19 protein-coding genes are annotated in these 19,119 nt (G+C 65.1%); 15 read left to right on the top strand and 4 right to left on the bottom strand.

Annotated features, from left to right (window positions below):
* The first annotated feature begins 1 nt into the window (after position 1).
* The 5 genes from SM755_RS05620 (at position 2) to SM755_RS05600 (ending at position 4,393) form a co-directional block, all read left to right on the top strand.
* Positions 2-1,093, top strand: coding sequence for an o-succinylbenzoate synthase (locus SM755_RS05620; protein WP_323171791.1), 1,092 nt, complete (start codon positions 2-4; stop codon positions 1,091-1,093).
* Positions 1,090-2,682, top strand: a complete 1,593-nt coding sequence (gene menE / locus SM755_RS05615) for an o-succinylbenzoate--CoA ligase (RefSeq protein WP_323171790.1) — start codon at positions 1,090-1,092, stop codon at positions 2,680-2,682. Before SM755_RS05620 ends, menE begins: the two co-directional genes overlap by 4 nt.
* Before the next feature lie 167 nt (positions 2,683-2,849).
* The gene (locus SM755_RS05610) at positions 2,850-3,005 is read left to right on the top strand and encodes a rubrerythrin-like domain-containing protein (protein ID WP_323171789.1); all 156 of its coding nucleotides are present in this window, start codon (positions 2,850-2,852) and stop codon (positions 3,003-3,005) included.
* A gap of 103 nt (positions 3,006-3,108) precedes the next feature.
* Positions 3,109-3,939 carry an NRDE family protein gene (locus SM755_RS05605; RefSeq protein ID WP_323171788.1) on the top strand — a complete coding sequence of 277 codons (831 nt, stop codon included), beginning with the start codon at positions 3,109-3,111 and terminating at the stop codon, positions 3,937-3,939.
* Between the two features lie 103 nt (positions 3,940-4,042).
* Positions 4,043-4,393: a hypothetical protein gene (locus tag SM755_RS05600; RefSeq protein ID WP_006109160.1), complete on the top strand. Its 351-nt coding sequence runs from the start codon at positions 4,043-4,045 to the stop codon at positions 4,391-4,393.
* A gap of 134 nt (positions 4,394-4,527) precedes the next feature.
* Here SM755_RS05600 and gatA read toward each other — a convergent pair whose 3' ends face one another.
* Positions 4,528-5,811, bottom strand: a complete 1,284-nt coding sequence (gene gatA / locus SM755_RS05595; RefSeq protein ID WP_323171787.1) for an Asp-tRNA(Asn)/Glu-tRNA(Gln) amidotransferase subunit GatA — start codon at positions 5,809-5,811, stop codon at positions 4,528-4,530.
* Between the two features lie 16 nt (positions 5,812-5,827).
* On the bottom strand, positions 5,828-6,112 hold the full coding sequence (gene gatC, locus SM755_RS05590) for an Asp-tRNA(Asn)/Glu-tRNA(Gln) amidotransferase subunit GatC (RefSeq protein ID WP_323171786.1): 285 nt from the start codon (positions 6,110-6,112) through the stop codon (positions 5,828-5,830).
* 252 nt (positions 6,113-6,364) lie between these two features.
* Between gatC and SM755_RS05585 the strand changes: the two genes are divergently transcribed.
* From SM755_RS05585 to SM755_RS05545, 9 genes are all read left to right on the top strand, one after another.
* Complete coding sequence (locus tag SM755_RS05585; protein WP_323171785.1) at positions 6,365-7,402, top strand: transcription initiation factor IIB; 1,038 nt, start codon at positions 6,365-6,367, stop codon at positions 7,400-7,402.
* 144 nt (positions 7,403-7,546) lie between these two features.
* Positions 7,547-7,672, top strand: a complete 126-nt coding sequence (locus tag SM755_RS05580) for a hypothetical protein (protein WP_006663748.1) — start codon at positions 7,547-7,549, stop codon at positions 7,670-7,672.
* Positions 7,673-7,765: 93 nt separating this feature from the next.
* Positions 7,766-8,689 (top strand): alpha/beta hydrolase, encoded by a 924-nt coding sequence (locus SM755_RS05575; protein ID WP_323171784.1) that lies wholly within the window; start codon positions 7,766-7,768, stop codon positions 8,687-8,689.
* A 125-nt stretch (positions 8,690-8,814) separates the two neighbouring features.
* Positions 8,815-9,483 (top strand): helix-turn-helix domain-containing protein, encoded by a 669-nt coding sequence (locus SM755_RS05570; RefSeq protein WP_323171783.1) that lies wholly within the window; start codon positions 8,815-8,817, stop codon positions 9,481-9,483.
* A 235-nt stretch (positions 9,484-9,718) separates the two neighbouring features.
* Positions 9,719-11,359 (top strand): 4Fe-4S ferredoxin N-terminal domain-containing protein, encoded by a 1,641-nt coding sequence (locus tag SM755_RS05565; protein WP_323171782.1) that lies wholly within the window; start codon positions 9,719-9,721, stop codon positions 11,357-11,359.
* Positions 11,356-12,729: an NrfD/PsrC family molybdoenzyme membrane anchor subunit gene (gene nrfD / locus SM755_RS05560; protein WP_006663752.1), complete on the top strand. Its 1,374-nt coding sequence runs from the start codon at positions 11,356-11,358 to the stop codon at positions 12,727-12,729. The genes SM755_RS05565 and nrfD overlap by 4 nt, the downstream gene beginning before the upstream one ends.
* On the top strand, positions 12,726-13,040 hold the full coding sequence (locus tag SM755_RS05555) for a hypothetical protein (protein WP_006663753.1): 315 nt from the start codon (positions 12,726-12,728) through the stop codon (positions 13,038-13,040). The genes nrfD and SM755_RS05555 overlap by 4 nt, the downstream gene beginning before the upstream one ends.
* A 333-nt stretch (positions 13,041-13,373) precedes the next feature.
* Positions 13,374-14,465, top strand: coding sequence for a P-loop NTPase (locus SM755_RS05550; RefSeq protein ID WP_006663754.1), 1,092 nt, complete (start codon positions 13,374-13,376; stop codon positions 14,463-14,465).
* A 98-nt stretch (positions 14,466-14,563) separates the two neighbouring features.
* Positions 14,564-14,899, top strand: a complete 336-nt coding sequence (locus SM755_RS05545; protein ID WP_323171781.1) for a cupin domain-containing protein — start codon at positions 14,564-14,566, stop codon at positions 14,897-14,899.
* Positions 14,900-14,940: 41 nt separating this feature from the next.
* Here the strand turns inward: SM755_RS05545 and SM755_RS05540 are convergent, their stop codons facing one another.
* On the bottom strand, positions 14,941-16,041 hold the full coding sequence (locus tag SM755_RS05540; RefSeq protein WP_323171780.1) for an asparagine synthase-related protein: 1,101 nt from the start codon (positions 16,039-16,041) through the stop codon (positions 14,941-14,943).
* Entirely contained in the window at positions 16,038-16,724 is a 687-nt protein-coding gene (locus tag SM755_RS05535) for a PHP domain-containing protein (RefSeq protein WP_006663757.1), read from the bottom strand. The genes SM755_RS05540 and SM755_RS05535 overlap by 4 nt, the downstream gene beginning before the upstream one ends.
* A gap of 135 nt (positions 16,725-16,859) precedes the next feature.
* Between SM755_RS05535 and purL the strand changes: the two genes are divergently transcribed.
* Positions 16,860-19,082, top strand: coding sequence for a phosphoribosylformylglycinamidine synthase subunit PurL (gene purL / locus SM755_RS05530; protein ID WP_323171779.1), 2,223 nt, complete (start codon positions 16,860-16,862; stop codon positions 19,080-19,082).
* Positions 19,083-19,119 lie beyond the last annotated feature (37 nt).

The following is a 19,119-nucleotide window of genomic DNA, read 5'->3' as shown; positions in this document are numbered from 1 at the left end:
CGTGGGGGCGGACGCGAACGCCAACTGCGATCTCGAACTCGCGTATCGGCGGTTCTCGCTCGCGCTGACGTCGCCGCTCGAAACTGCGGCCGGGTCGATCGACGTCCGCGAGGGGTTTCTGGTTCGGATCGTCGACGGCACCGACGCTGCCTCCCCGACCGCCGGCTACGGCGAGGCGACGCCGCTTCCCGGCTGGACCGAACCGATCGAGGACTGCGAGGCAGCGCTCGACCGCGCCGAGCGGGCACTCGAAGGTGGCGGACCGGAAGACGCGCTCGAGGCCGTCGCGGGAAACGGTGCGGCCCGACACGGCGTGTCGCTCGCGCTCGCAGATCTGCAGGCGACCCGCCAGGCGACGCCGCTGTACCGGTATATCGGTCAGGGACCGATGGTCGGCCGCGTTCCGGTGAACGCGACGATCGGCGACGGACCGCCGGACGAAACCGCCCATCAGGCAGCAGCCGCGGTCCAGCGCGGTTTCGACTGTTGCAAGCTCAAAGCCGGCTGTCGGTCGGTCGAGGCCGACATCGACCGCGTCCGGCGAACGCGTGAGGTCGTCGGCCCCGATGTCGAACTCCGCGTCGATGCGAACGAAGCCTGGACGTTCGAGGAGGCGGCCCGAGCGATCGACGCGTTCGCCGAGCTGGGCGTCTCGATTCTCGAACAGCCGCTTCCGGCCGGCGCGCTCGCGGGACACGCCGACCTTCGAGAGCGAGCGGCCGGCACCGTCTCGGTCGCACTCGATGAAGGCGTACTCGAACATGGCGTCGACGCCATCTGCGAGGCCCAGGCCGCCGACGTGGCCGTCCTGAAGCCGATGGCACTCGGCGGGATCGATATCGCACGGAAGATCGCAGCCTGGTTCGCCGAACTCGGCGTGACGCCGCTGGTGACGACGACGATCGACGGCGTCGTCGCACGAACGGGTGCCGTCCACCTCGCGGCGGCGATCCCCAACGTTCCGGCCTGCGGGCTCGCAACCGGCGAGTTGCTCGCCGAGGACCTCGGTCGCGATCCCGTGCTCTTCGAGAGCGGTGCCGCCGTCGTCCCGCAGGCGAAAGGCCTCGGCGTCGAAGGGGTGTGGCAGGAATGACTCCCGCGCACCTCGAGTGGCCGACGCAGGACCTCCTCGCCCACCGCGCGGCGGCGACGCCACAGCGCCGGGCGCTGATCGACATCGAAACGGACACCGCGTGGACCTTCGCCGAGTTCACCCAGCGGGTGGATCGAACGGCCACTGCACTCGAGGCGGCCGTCGATCGCGTCCCCGACAGTCGCATCGGCGTTCTCATAGACACCCGTCCCGCCTTCGCGACCCTCTTTTTCGCCGCGATGCGACGCGGCGCGACCCTCGCCCCGCTGAACGTCCGCGAAACCGCGTCCGAACTGGCCGCGAAAGCCGACCGGCTCGACCTTGACGCGCTCGTTTGCGAGCGCGAGACGGCATCGACCGCGAGCGAACTCGTCGCCGACTCGACGCCGATCCTGTCAGTTGACGACCCGACGACCGAGGGCGTCACGGCGTTGTCGGCTGGCCATCTCTATACCGACTCGAACGAGTCGAACGAGTCGACCGCAGGCGAGCCGCAGGTCGAGATCCAATCAGCTGAACTCGATCGTGATCACACACAGCTGCTCATGTTCACGTCCGGCACCTCCGGCGAGCCGAAGATCGTCCGGTTGACGGTGGGAAATCTGGTCGCCAGCGCGACCGCCTCGGCGTTTCGGCTCGGTGTCGATCCCGCCGACCGGTGGCTCTGCTGTCTCCCGATGTACCACATGGGCGGAATCGCGCCCGTGATCCGGTCCGCGCTGTACGGAACGACTGCCGTCGTCCAGCGCACGTTCGATGACCGCGCGACGGCCCGCGCAATGGACGAGTTCGGGATCACCGGCGTCTCGCTGGTCCCGACGATGGGCAAGCGGTTACTCGACGCCGGCTGGAAGCCGCCCGAATCGCTCCGGTTCGTCCTCCTCGGCGGCGCGCCGGCCTCGACGGAGTTCATCGAGCGCTGTCGCGAGGCGGGCGTGCCCGTCTATCCGACCTACGGCATGACCGAGACGGCCTCCCAGATCACGACCGCGACGCCGTCGGAGGCGACGGCCCACGAGGGGACCGTCGGCCAGTCGCTCGTCGTCACCGACGTGGCGGTCGTGGACGAGACCGGCGATCCCGTTCCGACCGGCGAGCCAGGTGAACTCGTCGTCTCGGGGCCGACGGTGACGCCGGGCTATCTCGATGAGGAACGCACGGCGGACGCCTTCTGCGACCGGGGATTACGGACGGGAGATGTCGGATACCGCGACGACGAGGGGCGGTTGTGGATTCTTAATCGACGCAGCGATCGCATCGTCACGGGCGGTGAGAACGTCGACCCCGGCGAAGTGATCGAGGCGCTGCGCTCTCATCCGAAAATCGAGGCGGCCGCCGTCGTCGGCCTCCAAGACGAGGAGTGGGGCCAGCGGGTGGGCGCGCTCGTCGTGCCGGGCGAGGAGACGGCATCGCTCGCGGTCGAGTCGGTTCGCAAACGCTGCGACGACCGCCTCGCCGGCTTCAAGCGTCCGAAGACGATCGGCGTCGTCGACGAACTCCCGCGAACGCATTCAGGGACGGTCGATCGGGACGCGGCTCGGGATCGATTGCGCGAGATCGGCGTCGACGTGACGGCGTCGCCCTGGTAGTCCCGGGTCGAGATCAGCGATCCGCTCCCGGGACGCTGGCGCAGCTCCGCGACGGCGGATGATTCCGAATCGGGCTACATACGGGGCGTCTCAGCGCGGGATCCGTCGAGGATGTCAACGGCGTACCCCGCGGTCAGTATTTACATCTGGACACCAAATACGAGCGTATGCCCCACGGTCAAGACGTCGAAGACGACACCTCGGAAATAACGTCGGAGTACGAGTGTCTTCAGTGCGGGCAAATAGTCGAGGCCGAGACGAATCCCGGCGAGTGCGAGGAGTGTGGCGGCGACTTCCAGAACCGGGCGAAATCGATCGAGTAGCGGCTTCTTAGTCGCTCCGACAGTTTCTTCGAGCGAACTCCGAGCGCACTCCGAGCGTGCAGCGGCGGACCGAAGTTAAGACGCTCGGTCCCCTAGTCCGGCTGTGTGTACACTGACGCTCGCCTGGCAGGTCTTCGACGACGCACCGGTCGCCGTCGCCGCGAACCGTGACGAGGCTCTCGACCGCGACTCGCTTCCGCCCAAGATATACGGCGAGGACCCGCTCGTCGTCGCTCCTCGGGACGCCGAATCCGGCGGCACCTGGCTCGGTTACAACGAGTTCGGCGTCGCCGCCGGCATCACGAACAAGTGGACCGACGCGGACCTCGCCGGCGACCGGTCGCGGGGATTGCTCGTCGCGGACGTCCTCGAAGCGCGCTCCGTCTCGGACGCAACCGCGATCGTCGAGGACGCGACGGCCGCCGACGAGTACGAGGGCTTCTCGCTCGTGATCGCCGACGCGGCCGCGGCCGTCTGCTACCAGTGGGACGGCGACCTCTCCGTCACCGAGTTCGACCCGGGCGTTCACGTCGTGGTTAACGTCGCCGTCGACGACGACGTCGATCTGCCGTCGAGTCGACTCGATGTCGGACGAACGCAGGCCGACAACGCACAACGGGTTCGCGCTGAACTCGCCGCCGATGCGGACGAATCCGTCACCGAGTGGCTCACCCGCGCCGGTACCGTCCTCGGCGATCACGAGTTCGGCGTCTGCGTTCACGGCGATGGCTATGGGACGCGGTCGTCCTCGCTGCTGGCGGTCGGACCGGGGGCAGCAACGCCGGAGCGGCCGGCCGAAGCGACCTATCGGTTCGCCGATGGGCCGCCCTGCGAAACGCCGTACCGGCCGGTCGAACTCGACCACGAGCGGTTGGTTGGGCCCGTAACCGGTGCCGATCAGGCGTTCGGAACGACGACTCGTCGAAACGAATGACACTGGCGTCGAAGGGCACATTTAAGCGGCTCCCTGCCTCTCATACGCACATGGACGCACACCTGCCTGTCGCGACGAGCATGGAGACGAAGAGGTGGTCACCGTGAGCGTCTCTGCGGCCGAAGCAGAACTCTCCGAGGACGAATACGCCGGCCTGGAACTCGTTCGCGAAACCGGCGGTATCCACCAAAGCGACTTCTGGAAAGAACTCGATGTCTCCTCGCGCAAGGGTAGTCGGATCGTCGAGTCGCTCGTCGAATACGAACTCGTCGACCGGGAGGACACGGTCTACAACGGGCACAACACCTACTACATCACGCCGACCGCTCGCGATCTGGATTTCACGCTCTTGATGGCCGGGGACATGCTCTCGCCGTTTATCGGTGAGGAGGAGGTCGATCCAAACAGCGATGCGTTCTCGCAGTGGATCATGAACCTCGCGTACGAGGAATAGATCGAATAGAGCGGCCGCTGCTTCGATTTTACGGAACTGTCGATCGGTACGTGGGACGCCGAGTTAGCGACGAAAAGTCCTGCCCCTTCCCCTGCTCTTGTCACCGGCCCGGGCCACTCAACTCAGTTGCTCGATTATTCGAGCGCGCTTGCGGCCCGGATGAGCCGTTCCTCACCGAAGGACGGGCCGACGAGTTGCAGGCCGACGGGGAGGCCGTCGGCGTCGCTTTCGCCGGCCGGAACCGAAATCGCGGGGAGATCCGCGAGGTTCACGGGAACGGTGTTCGCGTCTGCAAGATACATCTGCAGCGGGTCATCCAGGCTTTCGCCCTGTTCGAACGGGGTAACCGGCATCGTCGGCGAGGCGAGCACGTCGGCTTCCGAAAGCGCCTCGTCGAAGTCCTGTTTGACCCACGCACGGGCATCCTGCGCTTTCTTGTAGTACTTGTCGTGGTAGCCGGCCGAGAGTGCGTACGTCCCGAGAAGGATTCGGCGCTTGACCTCGTCGCCGAAGCCCTCCTTGCGGACTGCCGAGAAGGTCTCGTTCCAGTTGCCGTCGGCGTCGGTGGCAGGTCCGTACCGAACGCCGTCGAAACGGGCGAGATTGGACGAGGCTTCCGACATCGCGATCACGTAGTATGCCTCGACGGCGTGCTCGACGGACGGGAGCGAGACTTCGTGGTACTCTGCGCCCTGGGCCTCGAGTTCAGCGATGGCGTCCCAGAAGGTGTCGACGACGCCCTCGTCTGCGCCCTCGACCAGTTCGGTTGGGACGCCGATCGTGAGGCCGTCGACGTCGCCGGTTGCGGCGTCGGCGTAGCTCTCCCCGTCGAGTTCCACCGCTCGAGTCGTCGCGTCTCGGTCGTCCGGTCCTGCGATGACGTCGAGCAGCGCGGCGGCGTCTTCGACGGTCTCGCCGAAGGGGCCGATCTGCTCTAGGCTGTTGCCGTAGGCGACGAGGCCGTAGCGCGAGACGAGGCCGTAGGTCGGCTTGATGCCGACGACGCCGCAGAACGCGGCCGGACAGCGGATCGAGCCGCCCGTATCGGAGCCGAGCGCGAGTTCGGCCTCGCCGGCGGCGACGGCGGCGGCCGAACCGCCGGAGGAGCCGCCGGGAACGTGGCCCGGTGCGGCGGGGTTGTCGGTCGGGCCGAAGGCCGAGGTTTCGGTGGTCGTGCCCATGCCGAACTCGTCCATATTGGTCTTGCCGACGATGGTCGCGCCGGCGTCTTTGAGTCGGGAGACGACCGTGGCGTCGTAGGGCGGGACGTAGTCCTCGAGCATCGCAGACCCGCAGGTCGTCCTGACGCCCTCGGTCGAGATGTTGTCCTTGAGGGCGACTGTGCGGCCGGTGAGTGGGCCGTCCGCATCGGTGTCGCCGTCGATTCGCTCGTCGGTGATGAAGATGGTATCAGCCATGTGCTGGTAGCGTCGATCAGGAGACGTTCGGCCCCTTGAAGAAGCCGTCCTCGGTCTCGGGTGCGTTCTGGAGTGCCGCCTCGCGGTCTACGGAGTCACGTACCTCGTCGGGGCGCATGACGTTCGTGAGGTCGGCCTCGCGCTCGACTTCCGGAACCTCGTCTAAGGTCTCGAAGTACTCGAGAATGTCCGCGAACTGGCCGGTGAACGCCTCGACCTCGTCGGCTTCGAGATCGACGCGAGCCAGGTCCGCGACGTGGCGGACCGCCTCGGGATTGACGGCGTCGGCGTCGTCGCTCATACGTGTCCGAACCGCCCTGCGGGGAGTAAGCGTTTCGATACGCTGGGCAGTGTCAGTGCAACGCGGCGGCGATCGGTGCAGTCGAGTTCACTGGACCCGCCATCGCGTGGCCTGGACTCACATAGTGAACGACGGATTACTCGCTCGGACGCGCGTTCACTACCTGTACGATCACAGTCTTTAAGTTTCCGACAGCCGTTACACTGGCTACGAGAGAGCGTTTTCAGCGACGGTTCGATCGGATTCATTACAATGACTGATTCCAGCATTCGAACTCGCAGCGACGAGCAGCGTCAGACCGAGCGAGCGGGTTCCGGCGAACGGACGAGCCAGCCGGCGGAGCGCGAACGGGACGAACAAGACCGAGAACGAGAACAGGAACACGAACACGAGCACGAGCAGTGTCCGGAGTGCGGTGGCCGCCTCGCCTCCGACGCCGAGCACGCTGAAACCGTCTGTACGGACTGCGGGCTCGTCGTTCAGGAAGGAGAGATCGACCGTGGTCCGGAGTGGCGGGCGTTCGATGCCGCTGAGAAAGACGAAAAGTCCCGCGTCGGTGCGCCGACGACGAACATGATGCATGACCAGGGGCTCTCGACCAACATCGGCTGGCAGGACAAAGACGCCTACGGCCGCTCGCTGTCGAACCGCCAGCGCCAGAAGATGCAGCGTCTGCGTACCTGGAACGAGCGGTTTCGTACCCGCGACTCCAAGGAGCGCAACCTCAAACAGGCACTTGGCGAAATCGACCGCATGGCGAGCGCGCTCGGTCTGCCCGAGAACGTCCGGGAGACGGCGTCGGTCATCTACCGACGCGCACTCGAAGAAGACCTGCTCCCCGGTCGCTCGATCGAGGGCGTCTCGACCGCGTCGCTGTACGCGTCGGCCCGACAGGCCGGGACCCCGCGCAGCCTCGACGAAATCGCCGGCGTCAGCCGCGTCGAAAAGGACGAAATCGCCCGCACCTACCGCTACGTCATTCGCGAACTCGGGCTCGAGGTCCAGCCCGCCGATCCGGTGAGCTACGTCCCTCGGTTCGCGAGCGATCTCGAACTCTCCGACGAGACCGAACGCCGCGCCAGGACCCTACTCGAGACGGCGAAGGAGTCGGGTATCCACAGCGGCAAGTCGCCGGTCGGCCTCGCCGCCGCAGCCGTCTACGCCGGTGCGCTGTTGACGAACGAGAAAGTGACCCAGAACGATGTCAGCGAGGTCGCGAGCATCTCCGAAGTGACGATCCGCAATCGCTATCACGAGTTACTCGAGGTCGACGGCGGCGCGCCGGCGTAGGGACGCCGACTCCCTCGATTTCCGTCGATTCCCGCCGTTCAATGAGTTATTTACCGACCGCCGTAGCGGGCTCGCAACAACTGTTGCGAGTTCAGGACGCGCTAATGAGTGCATACTCAAGCGGGTTGTCCTACTGGTGCGGGTATGGAGTGCGATAACTGCCAGGCAACCGACGTTGCATATACCCTTACGACGCACGTCGCCGGGGCGGCGGACGAACAGATCGACTTGCATTTCTGTTCGACGGAGTGTCTGCGCGTCTGGACGTAGCGCCGCTGGTGGCTATCCGCGGGGCCACCCCGCAGTCTACGCGACGAGTTCGTGTTGGCTGACATTCAATAGTCCCGCGTGAATGCTCTCCGTATGGCACGCACCGATAGCCACCCGCCCGCGACCGACGCGTCGGCCCTCCCGTCAGTTGCCGTCGAATCGATGACGCGCGATCTTCCGGACGTTCGCTTGCACGTCGTCGTCGGTGGAAACCCGGACGGACCGCTCGTCGTCCTGTTACACGGCTTTCCCGAGTTCTGGTACGGCTGGCGACACCAACTCGAGGCGCTGCTGGATGCGGGCTACCGGGTCGTCGTTCCCGACCAGCGCGGGTACAATCGCAGCGAGAAACCGACCGATGTCAGCGCGTACCGGCTGCGATACTTGACGCGGGATATCGTCGATCTCATTCGCGCCGAAGGCCGCGAGGCGGCATCCGTCGTCGGCCACGATTGGGGCGGAATCGTCGCGTGGACCCTCGCCACGCGCTACCCTGATGTCGTCGACCGACTCGTCGCCGTCAACGCACCGCATCCGGTCGCGTTCCAGCGCGTCCTTCGATCGACGCCCGAGCAGGTGGGGCGAAGTTGGTACGCGTTCGCGTTTCAGCTCCCCTGGATCCCCGAGCGGCTCCTCGAAGCCGGCGAGTTCAGTCTGCTCGAACGGCTGTTTCGAGGCACTGCCCCACCCGGAACGGTCTCGACGTCGGAACTGGCACACTACCGTCGCGCCTGGGGCCAGGCAGGTGCGCGGAGGGGGATGCTCAACTGGTATCGTGCGGGCGGCCGCTACCCGCCTGTCCGAGCGCGCGCCGGGACTCGAGACACCCTCGTCGACGCGCCGACCCTCGTCGTCTGGGGCGACGGCGATGCCGCGCTGGTTCCTGAACTCGCCTACGAGAGCGTCGGCGTGTGTGCACAGGGGCGACTCAAGCGCTATTCCGGAACCAGTCACTGGGTTCCCCACGAGGAACCTGCGAGACTCACTGCGGACGTTCGGTCGCACCTGCCGCTGTGACTCCACAACCGCGACATCGGTGCTGAACGCCGTTCGACTGCCTGTCTCGACCGACGATTCCCACGGAATAGGAACGCGCCGAACCTATTCGTTCGTTTCCTTCCAACCATCAGATACCGATTGCCATGGCGCAGGCGACACTCACCCTCACGTTGCCAGACCACGTCTGGATTCAGCAGGTATCGGCGGCGCATCCGAATACCACGTTTCGAGTTCTTGCCGCCGTTCCCGACACGGAGACGGGGTTCGCACTCGTCCGTCTCTCGGGTCCAGCGGTCGAGCACGCGCTACAGGACATGAACTCCCACCCGCAGCTCACCGAACTCACGCTCACCCAGCGCAGCGATGGCGAGGCCACCGTCCACTTCGAAACGACCGAACCCCTGCTGTTGTTCTCGTCTCGCGACGCCGGCATGCCCATCGAGCTCCCCGTCACGATCCAGGACGGTCGCGCCACCGTCACGGTCACCGGCTCGCGCGACCGACTCGCTGAACTCGCCGAACAGTTCGACCGGCTCGGGCTCCAGTACCAGATCGACACCGTCAGCGAACAACTCCACGAGAGTCAGCTTCTCTCGGACCGCCAGCTCGAGGTTCTCGTCACCGCCGTCAGGGAGGGCTACTACGACACGCCCCGGCGGTGCTCGCTGACGGATCTGGCTGACCATCTCGGTATCGCCAAGTCGACCTGCAGCGAGACGCTTCACCGCGCCGAGGAAGCGATCATCAAACGATTCGTGGATCAGATCCCCGAGACGACGGCCGACGAGTCACTCGAAGAACCGTTCGCCTGAAACCGACGCAAGGTGGACCTGTTAGCTGAAATAGGTGTTTGCGCGTCCATTTTTGTCCCTTTATATGTACGAATATGTTCGCCCCCATTCTCACGACGTGGAAATCGGCTCGACGGTTCATCGGGCTCAAGTTGTGAGTGCGCTGTAGAGGAACCGCAAATGAACGTATTCAAGTGGGTGCCGTTGCGTACTCACGACATGACTGGAATCGTATGTCAAGAGGTGTTCTAAGCAGATGAGTACGGACGATGAATCGTTCCACCCACTCGGCCAAGAGTGGGAGGATGAACTCGAGACGATGCTCGACGATACCGAGTACGATAGCGACCTCGGTATGGAGATGGCCAAGGACGCGATGCGCGTCACCAAGGGCGAGCTGTCGGAAGCCGACTTCCACGAGAAATATCACGAGGACGTGATGGATGAGTTCGGCGTCGACGACCGCCCGACGGAGGAGGCCTACGAGGAGGCCAAGAAGAACGCCGGCGGCTTCGCCGAGATGCTCAAGAGCTTCGACGGCGACGGCGACGAGAGTCGCCGCGACGTGATGAAGAAGATGGGCGTCGGCGCGGCGGCCGTCGGTCTCGGTGCCTGGGGGACCGCCGAAGGCGGTCAGCCGAACGTCGCCGACGAATCGGGAGGGCACGCAACCGAAGCCCACCGGGAGGGCGACACCCAGTGGGGCATGGCGATCGACCTCGAACGCTGTGACGGCTGTCTCTCCTGTGTCGAGGCGTGTGCCTCGGAGAACAATCTCGATCAGGGTGTCAACTGGATGTACGTCCTCGACTACGAGGACGGCGGTGCGGACACGAGCCAAAATCGCCTTGTCCGACCGTGTCAGCACTGTACCGACGCGCCGTGTGAGAAGGTCTGTCCGACGACGGCCCGCCACACGCGGGACAAGGACGGCCTCGTGCTGACCGACTACGACGTCTGTATCGGCTGCCGGTACTGTCAGGTCGCCTGTCCCTACGGGGTCAACTACTTCCAGTGGGACGAACCGGACGTTTCCACCGAGGAGATCGCAGCGAACCCGGAACACGATGGCGAAGGCGACATGATGGTCGACAAGCGCGGTCGCTGGGTCGACAGCCGTTCGCCGCGCGGAACGATGAGCAAGTGTACCATGTGCCCGTCCCGCCAGGACGGATTAAGTGGCGAGGATAAGGTCGGTACCTCCGCATGCGAGGACGCCTGTCCGCCGGACGCGATCCAGTTCGGCAACATGCGCGACGAGGAAAGCGACCCGCAGCGGTACCTGGATAACCCAAGCCGGAGCCGAACACTGGTTCAGATCGGTGCCGAGAGTGCAATCCCGGAGGTCGCCGGTCTCGAAGAGGATCTCGCGGATGCCGACGCCGATCTCGAGTCCGTTCTCGAGGCGTCCCAAGACCTCGACGAAGAAACGCTTCAGCTTATGAAAGCGACCGAGATCGTCACCGAGAACTTCGGCGAAGGCGATGCCGACTCTGTCGACTACGAGCAGAACATCATCGAGATCTTCGACGTGCTCGAGGAACACGGACTCGACCTCGACAGTCAGGAAGTGTTGGTCGGACTCGATCTCGCCGACGAACCTGACGAAGACGAAGAGTTCGAGGGCGCGGACGAACGCGATGCACAGAACGCTCTCGAAGCCTTCGCCGGTACTCCGGCGTCGAACTTCCGGCTGCTCGAAGACGTCGGTACCAACCCGAACGTCGCGTACCTCGGTAATGAACCCGGTCCGAACGCTGAACAGGTCGAGGGCCCGGTCGCATACGAGGATACCCACTACGAGCGTGCCGACGGATCCGAACCGAACCTCGTCGACAACCGCAAGGAGGAAGTCCTCGACGAGGGCACCGTCGGTGATGTCGGGGTGAGTTTATGAGCACCAAGACGCCATCCAAGGCGGATATTCTTCGCCCCATCGGGACGTTCTCGAAGAAGTACCTCGCGGTCTACAGCGTTGCAGCACTGGGACTCATCGCCTTCCTCATCGCTTGGGCCTACCAGCTCCAGAAGGGCCTGATCGTCACCGGCCTCGGGGACTGGGGTACCGGTGGCGGTGCGACCTGGGGACTGTACATCGGCGCGTTCATCTGGTGGGTCGGCGTCGCACACGGCGGGATCATCCTATCTGCGTCCGTTCGACTCCTCGGAATGGACCGGTATATGCCGGTCGCTCGTATCGCGGAGATGACGACGATCGGTGGCCTTTCGGCCGCCGGATTCTACATTCTGGTCCACATGGGCCGTCCGGACCGGATGGTCACGAGCGTTCTCGGCCACTTCCACATCACGGTTAACAACTCGCCGCTGGTGTGGGACGTGACCGTCATTACGGCCTACTTCGTGTTGTCGGCGACCTACCTCGGTCTGACGATCCGGTACGACGTCAACCGGTTGCGCGACGATCTGCCGGATAAATTCGAGCCGATCTACAAGATTATCACGTTCGGCTATTCCGAGAAGGAAGACGAAATCATCCAGCGGATGGTCTGGTGGCTTGCAGCGGCTGTCATCATCATGGCTCCGCTCTTGCTCCACGGCGGCGTCATCCCGTGGCTGTTCTCGCTGCTGCCGGCGATGCCAGCCTGGACCGGTGGCATTCAGGGACCGATGTTCCTGAGTATCGCGTTGATGTCCGCGATCAGCGGCGTGATGATCATCTCGTATACGTTCCGACGCGTTTACAACTGGGAGCACATCATCACGGACGACATCTTCCGCGGCCTGCTCCTGTGGCTCGGCTTCTTCACGCTGTTGTTCCTGTGGTTCCAGCTGCAGTCCGTTCTCAACGGCGTCTTCCTCGGCCCGCTCAACACGGCACACGCTGCCGAGGGGAAGATGGCCCACCCGGCCTACCAGGTCGCGATGACGATGATCTTCCTGACGCTCGTGTACATCTTCCTGCAGGCAATCCGTCCCGCCCTGTTCAGTAAGACGCGAGCGCTCATCGCCAGCTGTGCGATCCTGGCCGGGACGCTGACCGAGAAGATCCTGTTCGTCGTCGAAGGGTTCTTCCACCCGACGTTCGACATCTACACCGCAACGCCCGGCACGTACTTCCCGAGCCTGATCGAGATCCTGTCGCTCGTCGGAACGGCCTCTCTCGTTGCGCTCCTGTTCCTCAACCTCGCGAAGCTCGTCCCCGTGGTCGAGCTCCACGCGATCGAACACCTGACCGGCGGGCACGACCACGAGCATGGTCACGAAGAGACAACTAAAACCGAGACCGAACCGGAGGTGAAAGCATGAGCCTCATCCCAACACTGATGACTGCCCTCTCGACCGTTCTGTACCACAACTACGACGGTACTGAGGGCTTCACCGGCTTCGCCAACGAAGGGACCTGGGTCATCTTCGCCATCATCCTGGTTCCCGTCTACATCATGCTCATCGCCTGGTTCGTCGGGAAACCGCGCGATACGAAGACCGGACTGCTCGGCGTGACCTACCTCGTCGGGTTAACCACATCGATGTGGGTCGGCATGTTCTTCATTACCATGCTGATCGGCATCCTCTTCTACGGCGGTATGCCCGAACCGATCACCGCTCCCGGCCCGTAACGGAGCCCGTTCACCGACGACTTCGGTTCGATTTTTCTCCGTCGATACGCACACGAGTTCGTCTCGAGTGAACTCGAAGTGATCAACGTTTATCGTCTCTCGTTTCTCGTCGTCCGTCGACCGTCCAGTCCGGTCGCTCTGGTATCGTATCGGCTCTGTTCTCGTTCAACCGTTTGTCTCCGCAGTTTCCGGGTTCCGGTTTCCGAGTTCAGGTCCCGAATATATTCGATGATCGGCACGCGATGGGGCTCCGTACACCGATCGATAGGTCACCCTGAACCATCACACGTATCCCGCTCGACGCCCTCCAATTGACTAACAGACACAGACAGTATGAGTATCACAGAACACGAACTCAAGATCAAACTCGAGGGGATCGAAGACCCGGACATCGGCGAGGACATCATTTCGCTGGGACTCGTCAACGACGTTCGGATCGAGGACGAAACGGCCCGTATCTCGCTCGCGTTTAACGCGCCGTACGCGCCCTCCGAGATGGAACTGGGGAACCAGATCCGCGAAATCTGTGACGAGGCCGGACTTGAGGTTGACCTGCGGGCCCACGTCGGCGAGGAACACGGCTTCGACGACGAGGTTCTCCCCCGCGTGCGCAACGTCATCGCGGTCGCCTCCGGGAAGGGTGGCGTCGGAAAGACGACGGTCGCGGCGAATCTCGCGGCCGGCCTCGAAAAGCGCGGTGCGATGGTCGGTATCCTCGACGCCGACATTCACGGGCCGAACATCCCGAAGATTCTGCCGGTCGAGAGCGAACCCGGCGTCACGCCGAGCGAGGACATCGTGCCGCCCCGTTCCGACGGCGTGCGCGTCATCAGTATGGGCTTCATGACGGAGGAAGACGACGACCCGGCGATCCTTCGCGGCCCGATGGTCAATAAGTTCATGATGAAGTTCCTGGAAGGCGTCGAATGGGGTCGCCTCGACTACCTCATCGTCGACCTGCCCCCGGGGACCGGCGACGCGACGCTCAACCTGCTCCAGTCGATGCCGGTGACGGGATCCGTCGTCGTTACGACGCCTCAGGAGATGGCCCTGGAGGACACCCGGAAGGGAATCCAGATGTTCAACAAGCACGACACGCCCGTCTTGGGCGTCGTCGAAAACATGAGTTCGTTCGTCTGCCCGAGCTGTGGCGACCAGCACGGCCTGTTCGGCACCGACGGCGCGAACTCGATCGTCGAGAAGTACGACGTGCCGCTGATCGGCCAGATCCCGATCCACCCCGACTTCGGCGCGGAGGGCAGCGAGGGTGCGCTCGTCAAGGACGACGAGAGCCCGGTTCAGGAATCCGTCGAGGAAGTCGTCGGCGAGATCGCAGACCGGATCGGCGAGACGAACCGCCGAACCGTCAACGAGCACACTTCCGACGAACCCGACGACCGGTTGCCGACCGAAGTCGAAGACTGACGGCGACACACCGCGACCACGATTCCCGCGATTCTCACGATTCTCACGATTCTCACGATTCGCTTTATCTGTCTCGAGTGCGAACCACTCGGCGCATCATGCCCATCGCACTCGATAGATACGACGACGCCGTCGCCGATCTCGATCCGAACCCGGGCGACCTCGAAACGGCCGAACTCGTCGTCAGCGACGACGCGCTCGTCAAGGCCTTCGCACTCGGCCCCGGCGCTGAACTCGATGCGCACGAACACGGGACGAGTACGAACGTCTTTCACGTTCTCGAGGGAACGGTAACGGTCTTGCAAGGTGACGAGCAGGAACCGGTCGAAGCACCGGGTGTCGTCCACCACGAACGGGGCGTCGCTCACGGCGCGAAAAACGAGACCGACGAGACGGTGATCTTCACCGCGAGTCTGTGCCCGATGCCGTCCTGAAATCCTGCGGTCCTGCAGCCCTGATACAGACGGGAGCCGCTCTAGCCGTCCAAAAGCGACTCGACGTACCTCGTCACGTGGTCGTCCATCCGGCGTTTGTACCCCGCCTGCCGGGCCAGCCGATCGAGTTCACGAGCGACGAGGCTGCCGTACTGGACCGCTTTCTTGTCCCGCTCGGCGATTTCCGTCGGGAGGTAGTCCGCCGCGACCGCTCGGAGTCCACGCTTTCGCGTCTCCTCGTCCGCGAGGAGTTCGTCGGGAAGCCAAAGTGCCGCACTGACCACGTCGTCGTGGAGCACGGGCGCGACGGGTTCGAGCCCGGTCGCTTCGATGGCGCGAACGTCGCGCGGAAGCTGATCGGAGAGGCTTCGAATCTGTTCGCGGACGGCTCCGCGCGTCGTCTCGGCCGCGACGCGGTGGTCGAGTCTGACCACCTTCTCGTAGCCGCCGAAGAGTTCGTCCGCGCCCTGGCCGACCGCGAGCGCGTCGAACCCGTCGGCCGCGGCGCGCTCGCCGACCAGGTAGAGCGGGAGCGCGATCTGGATGTCCATCGCGTTCGTGCGGCCGGTGGCGCGTGCGACCGCGGGGACCGCGCGTTCGAGGTCGGTCGGGTCGAGTTCGACGACGGTCAAATCGCGATCCATCGCGTCCGCGGCGCTGCGGGCGGCGGCGATGTCGTGGCTGTCGGGGAAGCCGACGACGTAAAGCGGAGCGTCGAGGAGTTCGGCGACGAGCGCGGAGTCGACGCCGCCGGAGAAGGCGACGGCGACGCTGGTGGTGTCGGTTCTGAACTCGTCGGTTGCGGACAGGATCGCGGATTCGAGTTCGTCGAGTGCACGCTCGCGGTCGGTGATCGGATCGGGGTCCGGAAGCGTCCAGCGCCGTTCGGGCGTCGAATCGTCCGGGCCGGCGACGGCACCGGCGGGGAACTGGACGGGGTCGTCGAGTTCGGCCGGGTCGAAAGCCCACGCGTCGGTCGGGTCGCGGTCGGCCTCGACGAACAGCGGGACGCGCCCGAGGGTGTCGCGGACGAGTTCGCCGTCGAGTTCGCCGGCGAAGCCGGCGGTGCCGGGGAGCGGGTCGCCGGTGTCGAGCGCCGCGCGAACGGTTTCGGGGTCGGTACCGCGGAGTGATCGTGTCACTGGAACAGTCCCATGACGCTGTTTCGGACGCGGCGGGAGACGCCGCCGGCGGCCTGACGGAAACTGATTCGCCAGGGGGTTCGTTTGCCTTCGACGGAGGTTCGGCCGGCCGCAATGGCGTCGAGGATGGCGTCGACGGACCGCTCGTCGGCGTCGACGCGGGTGACGGCCTGGCCGACCATCTCGCTGATGTGGGCGTCGCTGCCGGCGGTCATCGGGAGGTTTCGGGAGGCGGCGTAGCGCTCGGCCTGGCGGTTGGCGCGACCGGTCAGGAGCCGCGAGTTGTAGACCTCGATGGCGTCGCCCATCGCGAGTTCGTCGCGCGAGATGCGGGCCATGACCCCGTGGCGGGATTCCTGGAAGGGGTGGGGAATCACGGCGAGGCCGCCCTGATCGTGGATCTCCGCGAGCGTCGTTTCGTAGGAGAGTCCGGGTGGGACGGCTTCCTCCAGGCCGAAGCCAAGGATGTGGCCGGCTTTGCTCGAGATTTCCATGGCTGGGATGCCGACCAGGCCGTACGCGGAGGCGCGGTCGGCGGCTTCGAGACTCGCGTCGATCTCGTCGTGGTCCGTCACGGCGATCGCGTCGAGGCCGACGGCTTCGGCCTGTTCCAAGATGAGTTCGATCGGGTCCCGGCCGTCGTACGACAGCGCCGAGTGGGCGTGAAGTTCGACCGACAGCACGCCCGTACGTTTATCTCGCCTGATGAAAAGCGCCTCGGTCCGCCGGGCGGTTCGTAATTCGCTGGCACATGTACGGATATCCACGATTATGGATATGGAAACCCATTTACTCCCCGGCTTTCATCACCTAGGTGAATGAGCCTTGCCGATTCGGATCGCGAACTCGTCGTCGAGGAGTTGGGGCGAGAGCCAACCCGAGCGGAGGCGGCGCTGTTCGAGAACCTCTGGAGCGAACACTGCGCGTACCGCTCCTCGAGACCGCTGCTGTCGGCGTTCGAGAGCGAGGGCGAGCAGGTCGTCATCGGCCCGGGCGACGACGCGGCCGTCGTTGCCCTGCCCGAGCGGGACGACGGTGCGGGAGACGGCACGACCGAGGAAACGGGTGCAACCGAGAGCGGGGACGGAGACGGAGACGGGTCGCGGACATACATCACGATGGGGATCGAGAGCCACAACCATCCCTCCTACGTCGACCCGTTCGACGGCGCGGCAACCGGCGTCGGCGGTATCGTCCGAGACACCCTCTCGATGGGTGCCTATCCCATCGCGCTTGCGGACTCGCTTTACTTCGGCGAGTTCAGTCGCGAACACTCGCGGTACCTGCTCGAGGGCGTCGTCGAGGGGATCAGTCACTACGGCAACTGCATCGGCGTCCCGACGGTCGCCGGCAGCGTCGATTTCCATCCCGATTACGAGGGCAATCCGCTGGTGAACGTCGCCTGCGTCGGCCTGACGAACGAGGAGCGACTGGTCACCGCCGAGGCCCAGGAACCGGGCAACAAACTCGTGCTCGTCGGCAACGCGACCGGCCGCGACGGCCTCGGGGGCGCGAGCTTCGCCAGCGAAGACCTGGCCGAGGACGCCGAAACCGAAGACCGCCCCGCGGTCCAGGTCGGCGACCCCTACGCCGAGAAACTCCTTATCGAGGCCAACGAGCAACTCGTCGACGAGGGCCTGATCGAATCCGCTCGCGACCTCGGTGCCGCCGGCCTCGGCGGTGCCTCAAGTGAACTCGTCGCCAAGGGCGGCCTCGGTGCCGAAATTGAACTCGAGCGCGTCCACCAGCGCGAGCCGAACATGTCCGCGCTCGAAATCCTGCTCGCCGAGTCTCAGGAACGGATGTGCTACGAGGTCGACCCCGAGAACGTCGATCGCGTCCGCGAAATCGCAGAGCGCTTCGATCTGGGTTGTTCGGTGATCGGCGAGGTCACTGAGGGCAACTACGTTTGTACCCACCGAGACGAGACCGTCGTCGACGTCGACGCGCACTTCCTTGGCGAAGGCGCGCCGATGAACGACCTCCCTACTGTGGAACCTGCAACGCCCGAGACCGACCTCCCTGACGCTGCAATCGAAGACGCCTTCAACGCCGTCGTCTCGAGCCCGAACACGGCCTCGAAGCGGTGGGTCTACCGCCAGTACGATCACGAGGTCGGCGTCCGGACGAGCGTGGGGCCGGGCGACGACGCGGCTCTTATCGCCATCAGAGAAGCCGAGCAGGGCCTCGCCATCTCCTCCGGCGCGGCACCGAACTGGACCGCCGCCGCGCCCTACGACGGCGCACGCGCAGTCGCACTCGAGAACGCGACGAACATCGCGGCTACGGGCGCGACGCCGCTCGCCGCCGTCGACTGCCTCAACGGCGGCAACCCAGAGAAACCCGACGTTTACGGCGCGTTCACCGGCATCGTCGACGGACTCGCCGACATGTGCGCGACCCTTTCGACGCCCGTCGTCGGCGGCAACGTCTCGCTGTACAACGACTCCGTCGCCGGCCCCATCCCGCCCACGCCGACGCTCGCGATGGTCGGGACGAAAGCGGGCTACGACGCGCCGTCGCTGTCGGTCCGGGCTGCCAACGAGAGCGAACTCCTCCTCGTCGGCGACCGCGCGCTCGACGGCGACGATGAAGAGTTCAGCCTCGGCGGTTCGGAGTACCTCGCGCAGTTCGACGGCAGCGATCGGTTCCCCGCGCTACCGAGCGAACCGGCTGAACTCGTCGAGACGCTGGCGGCCGTCGCGGACGACGAGGCGACGCTCGCGGTGCACGACGTGAGCCACGGTGGCCTCGCGGTCGCGCTCGCGGAGATGGTGACCGACGACGCCGGCCTCGACGTGTCGATTCCGGCTGGTGACGCGCTCGGGGCGCTCTTCCACGAACAGCCGGGTCGCGCGCTGATCCAGACCGACTCGCCCGCAGCGGTCCGGGAGGCGTTCGACGGCGTCGCCCCGGTCGTCTCCCTTGGCTCCGCGACCGACGACGGCACGCTTAGGCTCTCGGTCAGCGACGACCAGGTCACGATCGCGGCGGACGAAATCCGGGAGCGACGTGCGACCATCGAGACTGAACTCGCGTAGGGCGACGGGATCGTCTCGTTCCATCCCGATATGTTGA

This window comes from Natrialba sp. PRR66, from assembly GCF_034808065.1.
In the GTDB taxonomy this organism is placed as follows: Archaea; Halobacteriota; Halobacteria; order Halobacteriales; family Natrialbaceae; genus Natrialba; species Natrialba aegyptia.
Note: the sequence above shows the minus strand (reverse complement) of the source record. Positions and strands in the feature narration are given on the sequence as shown.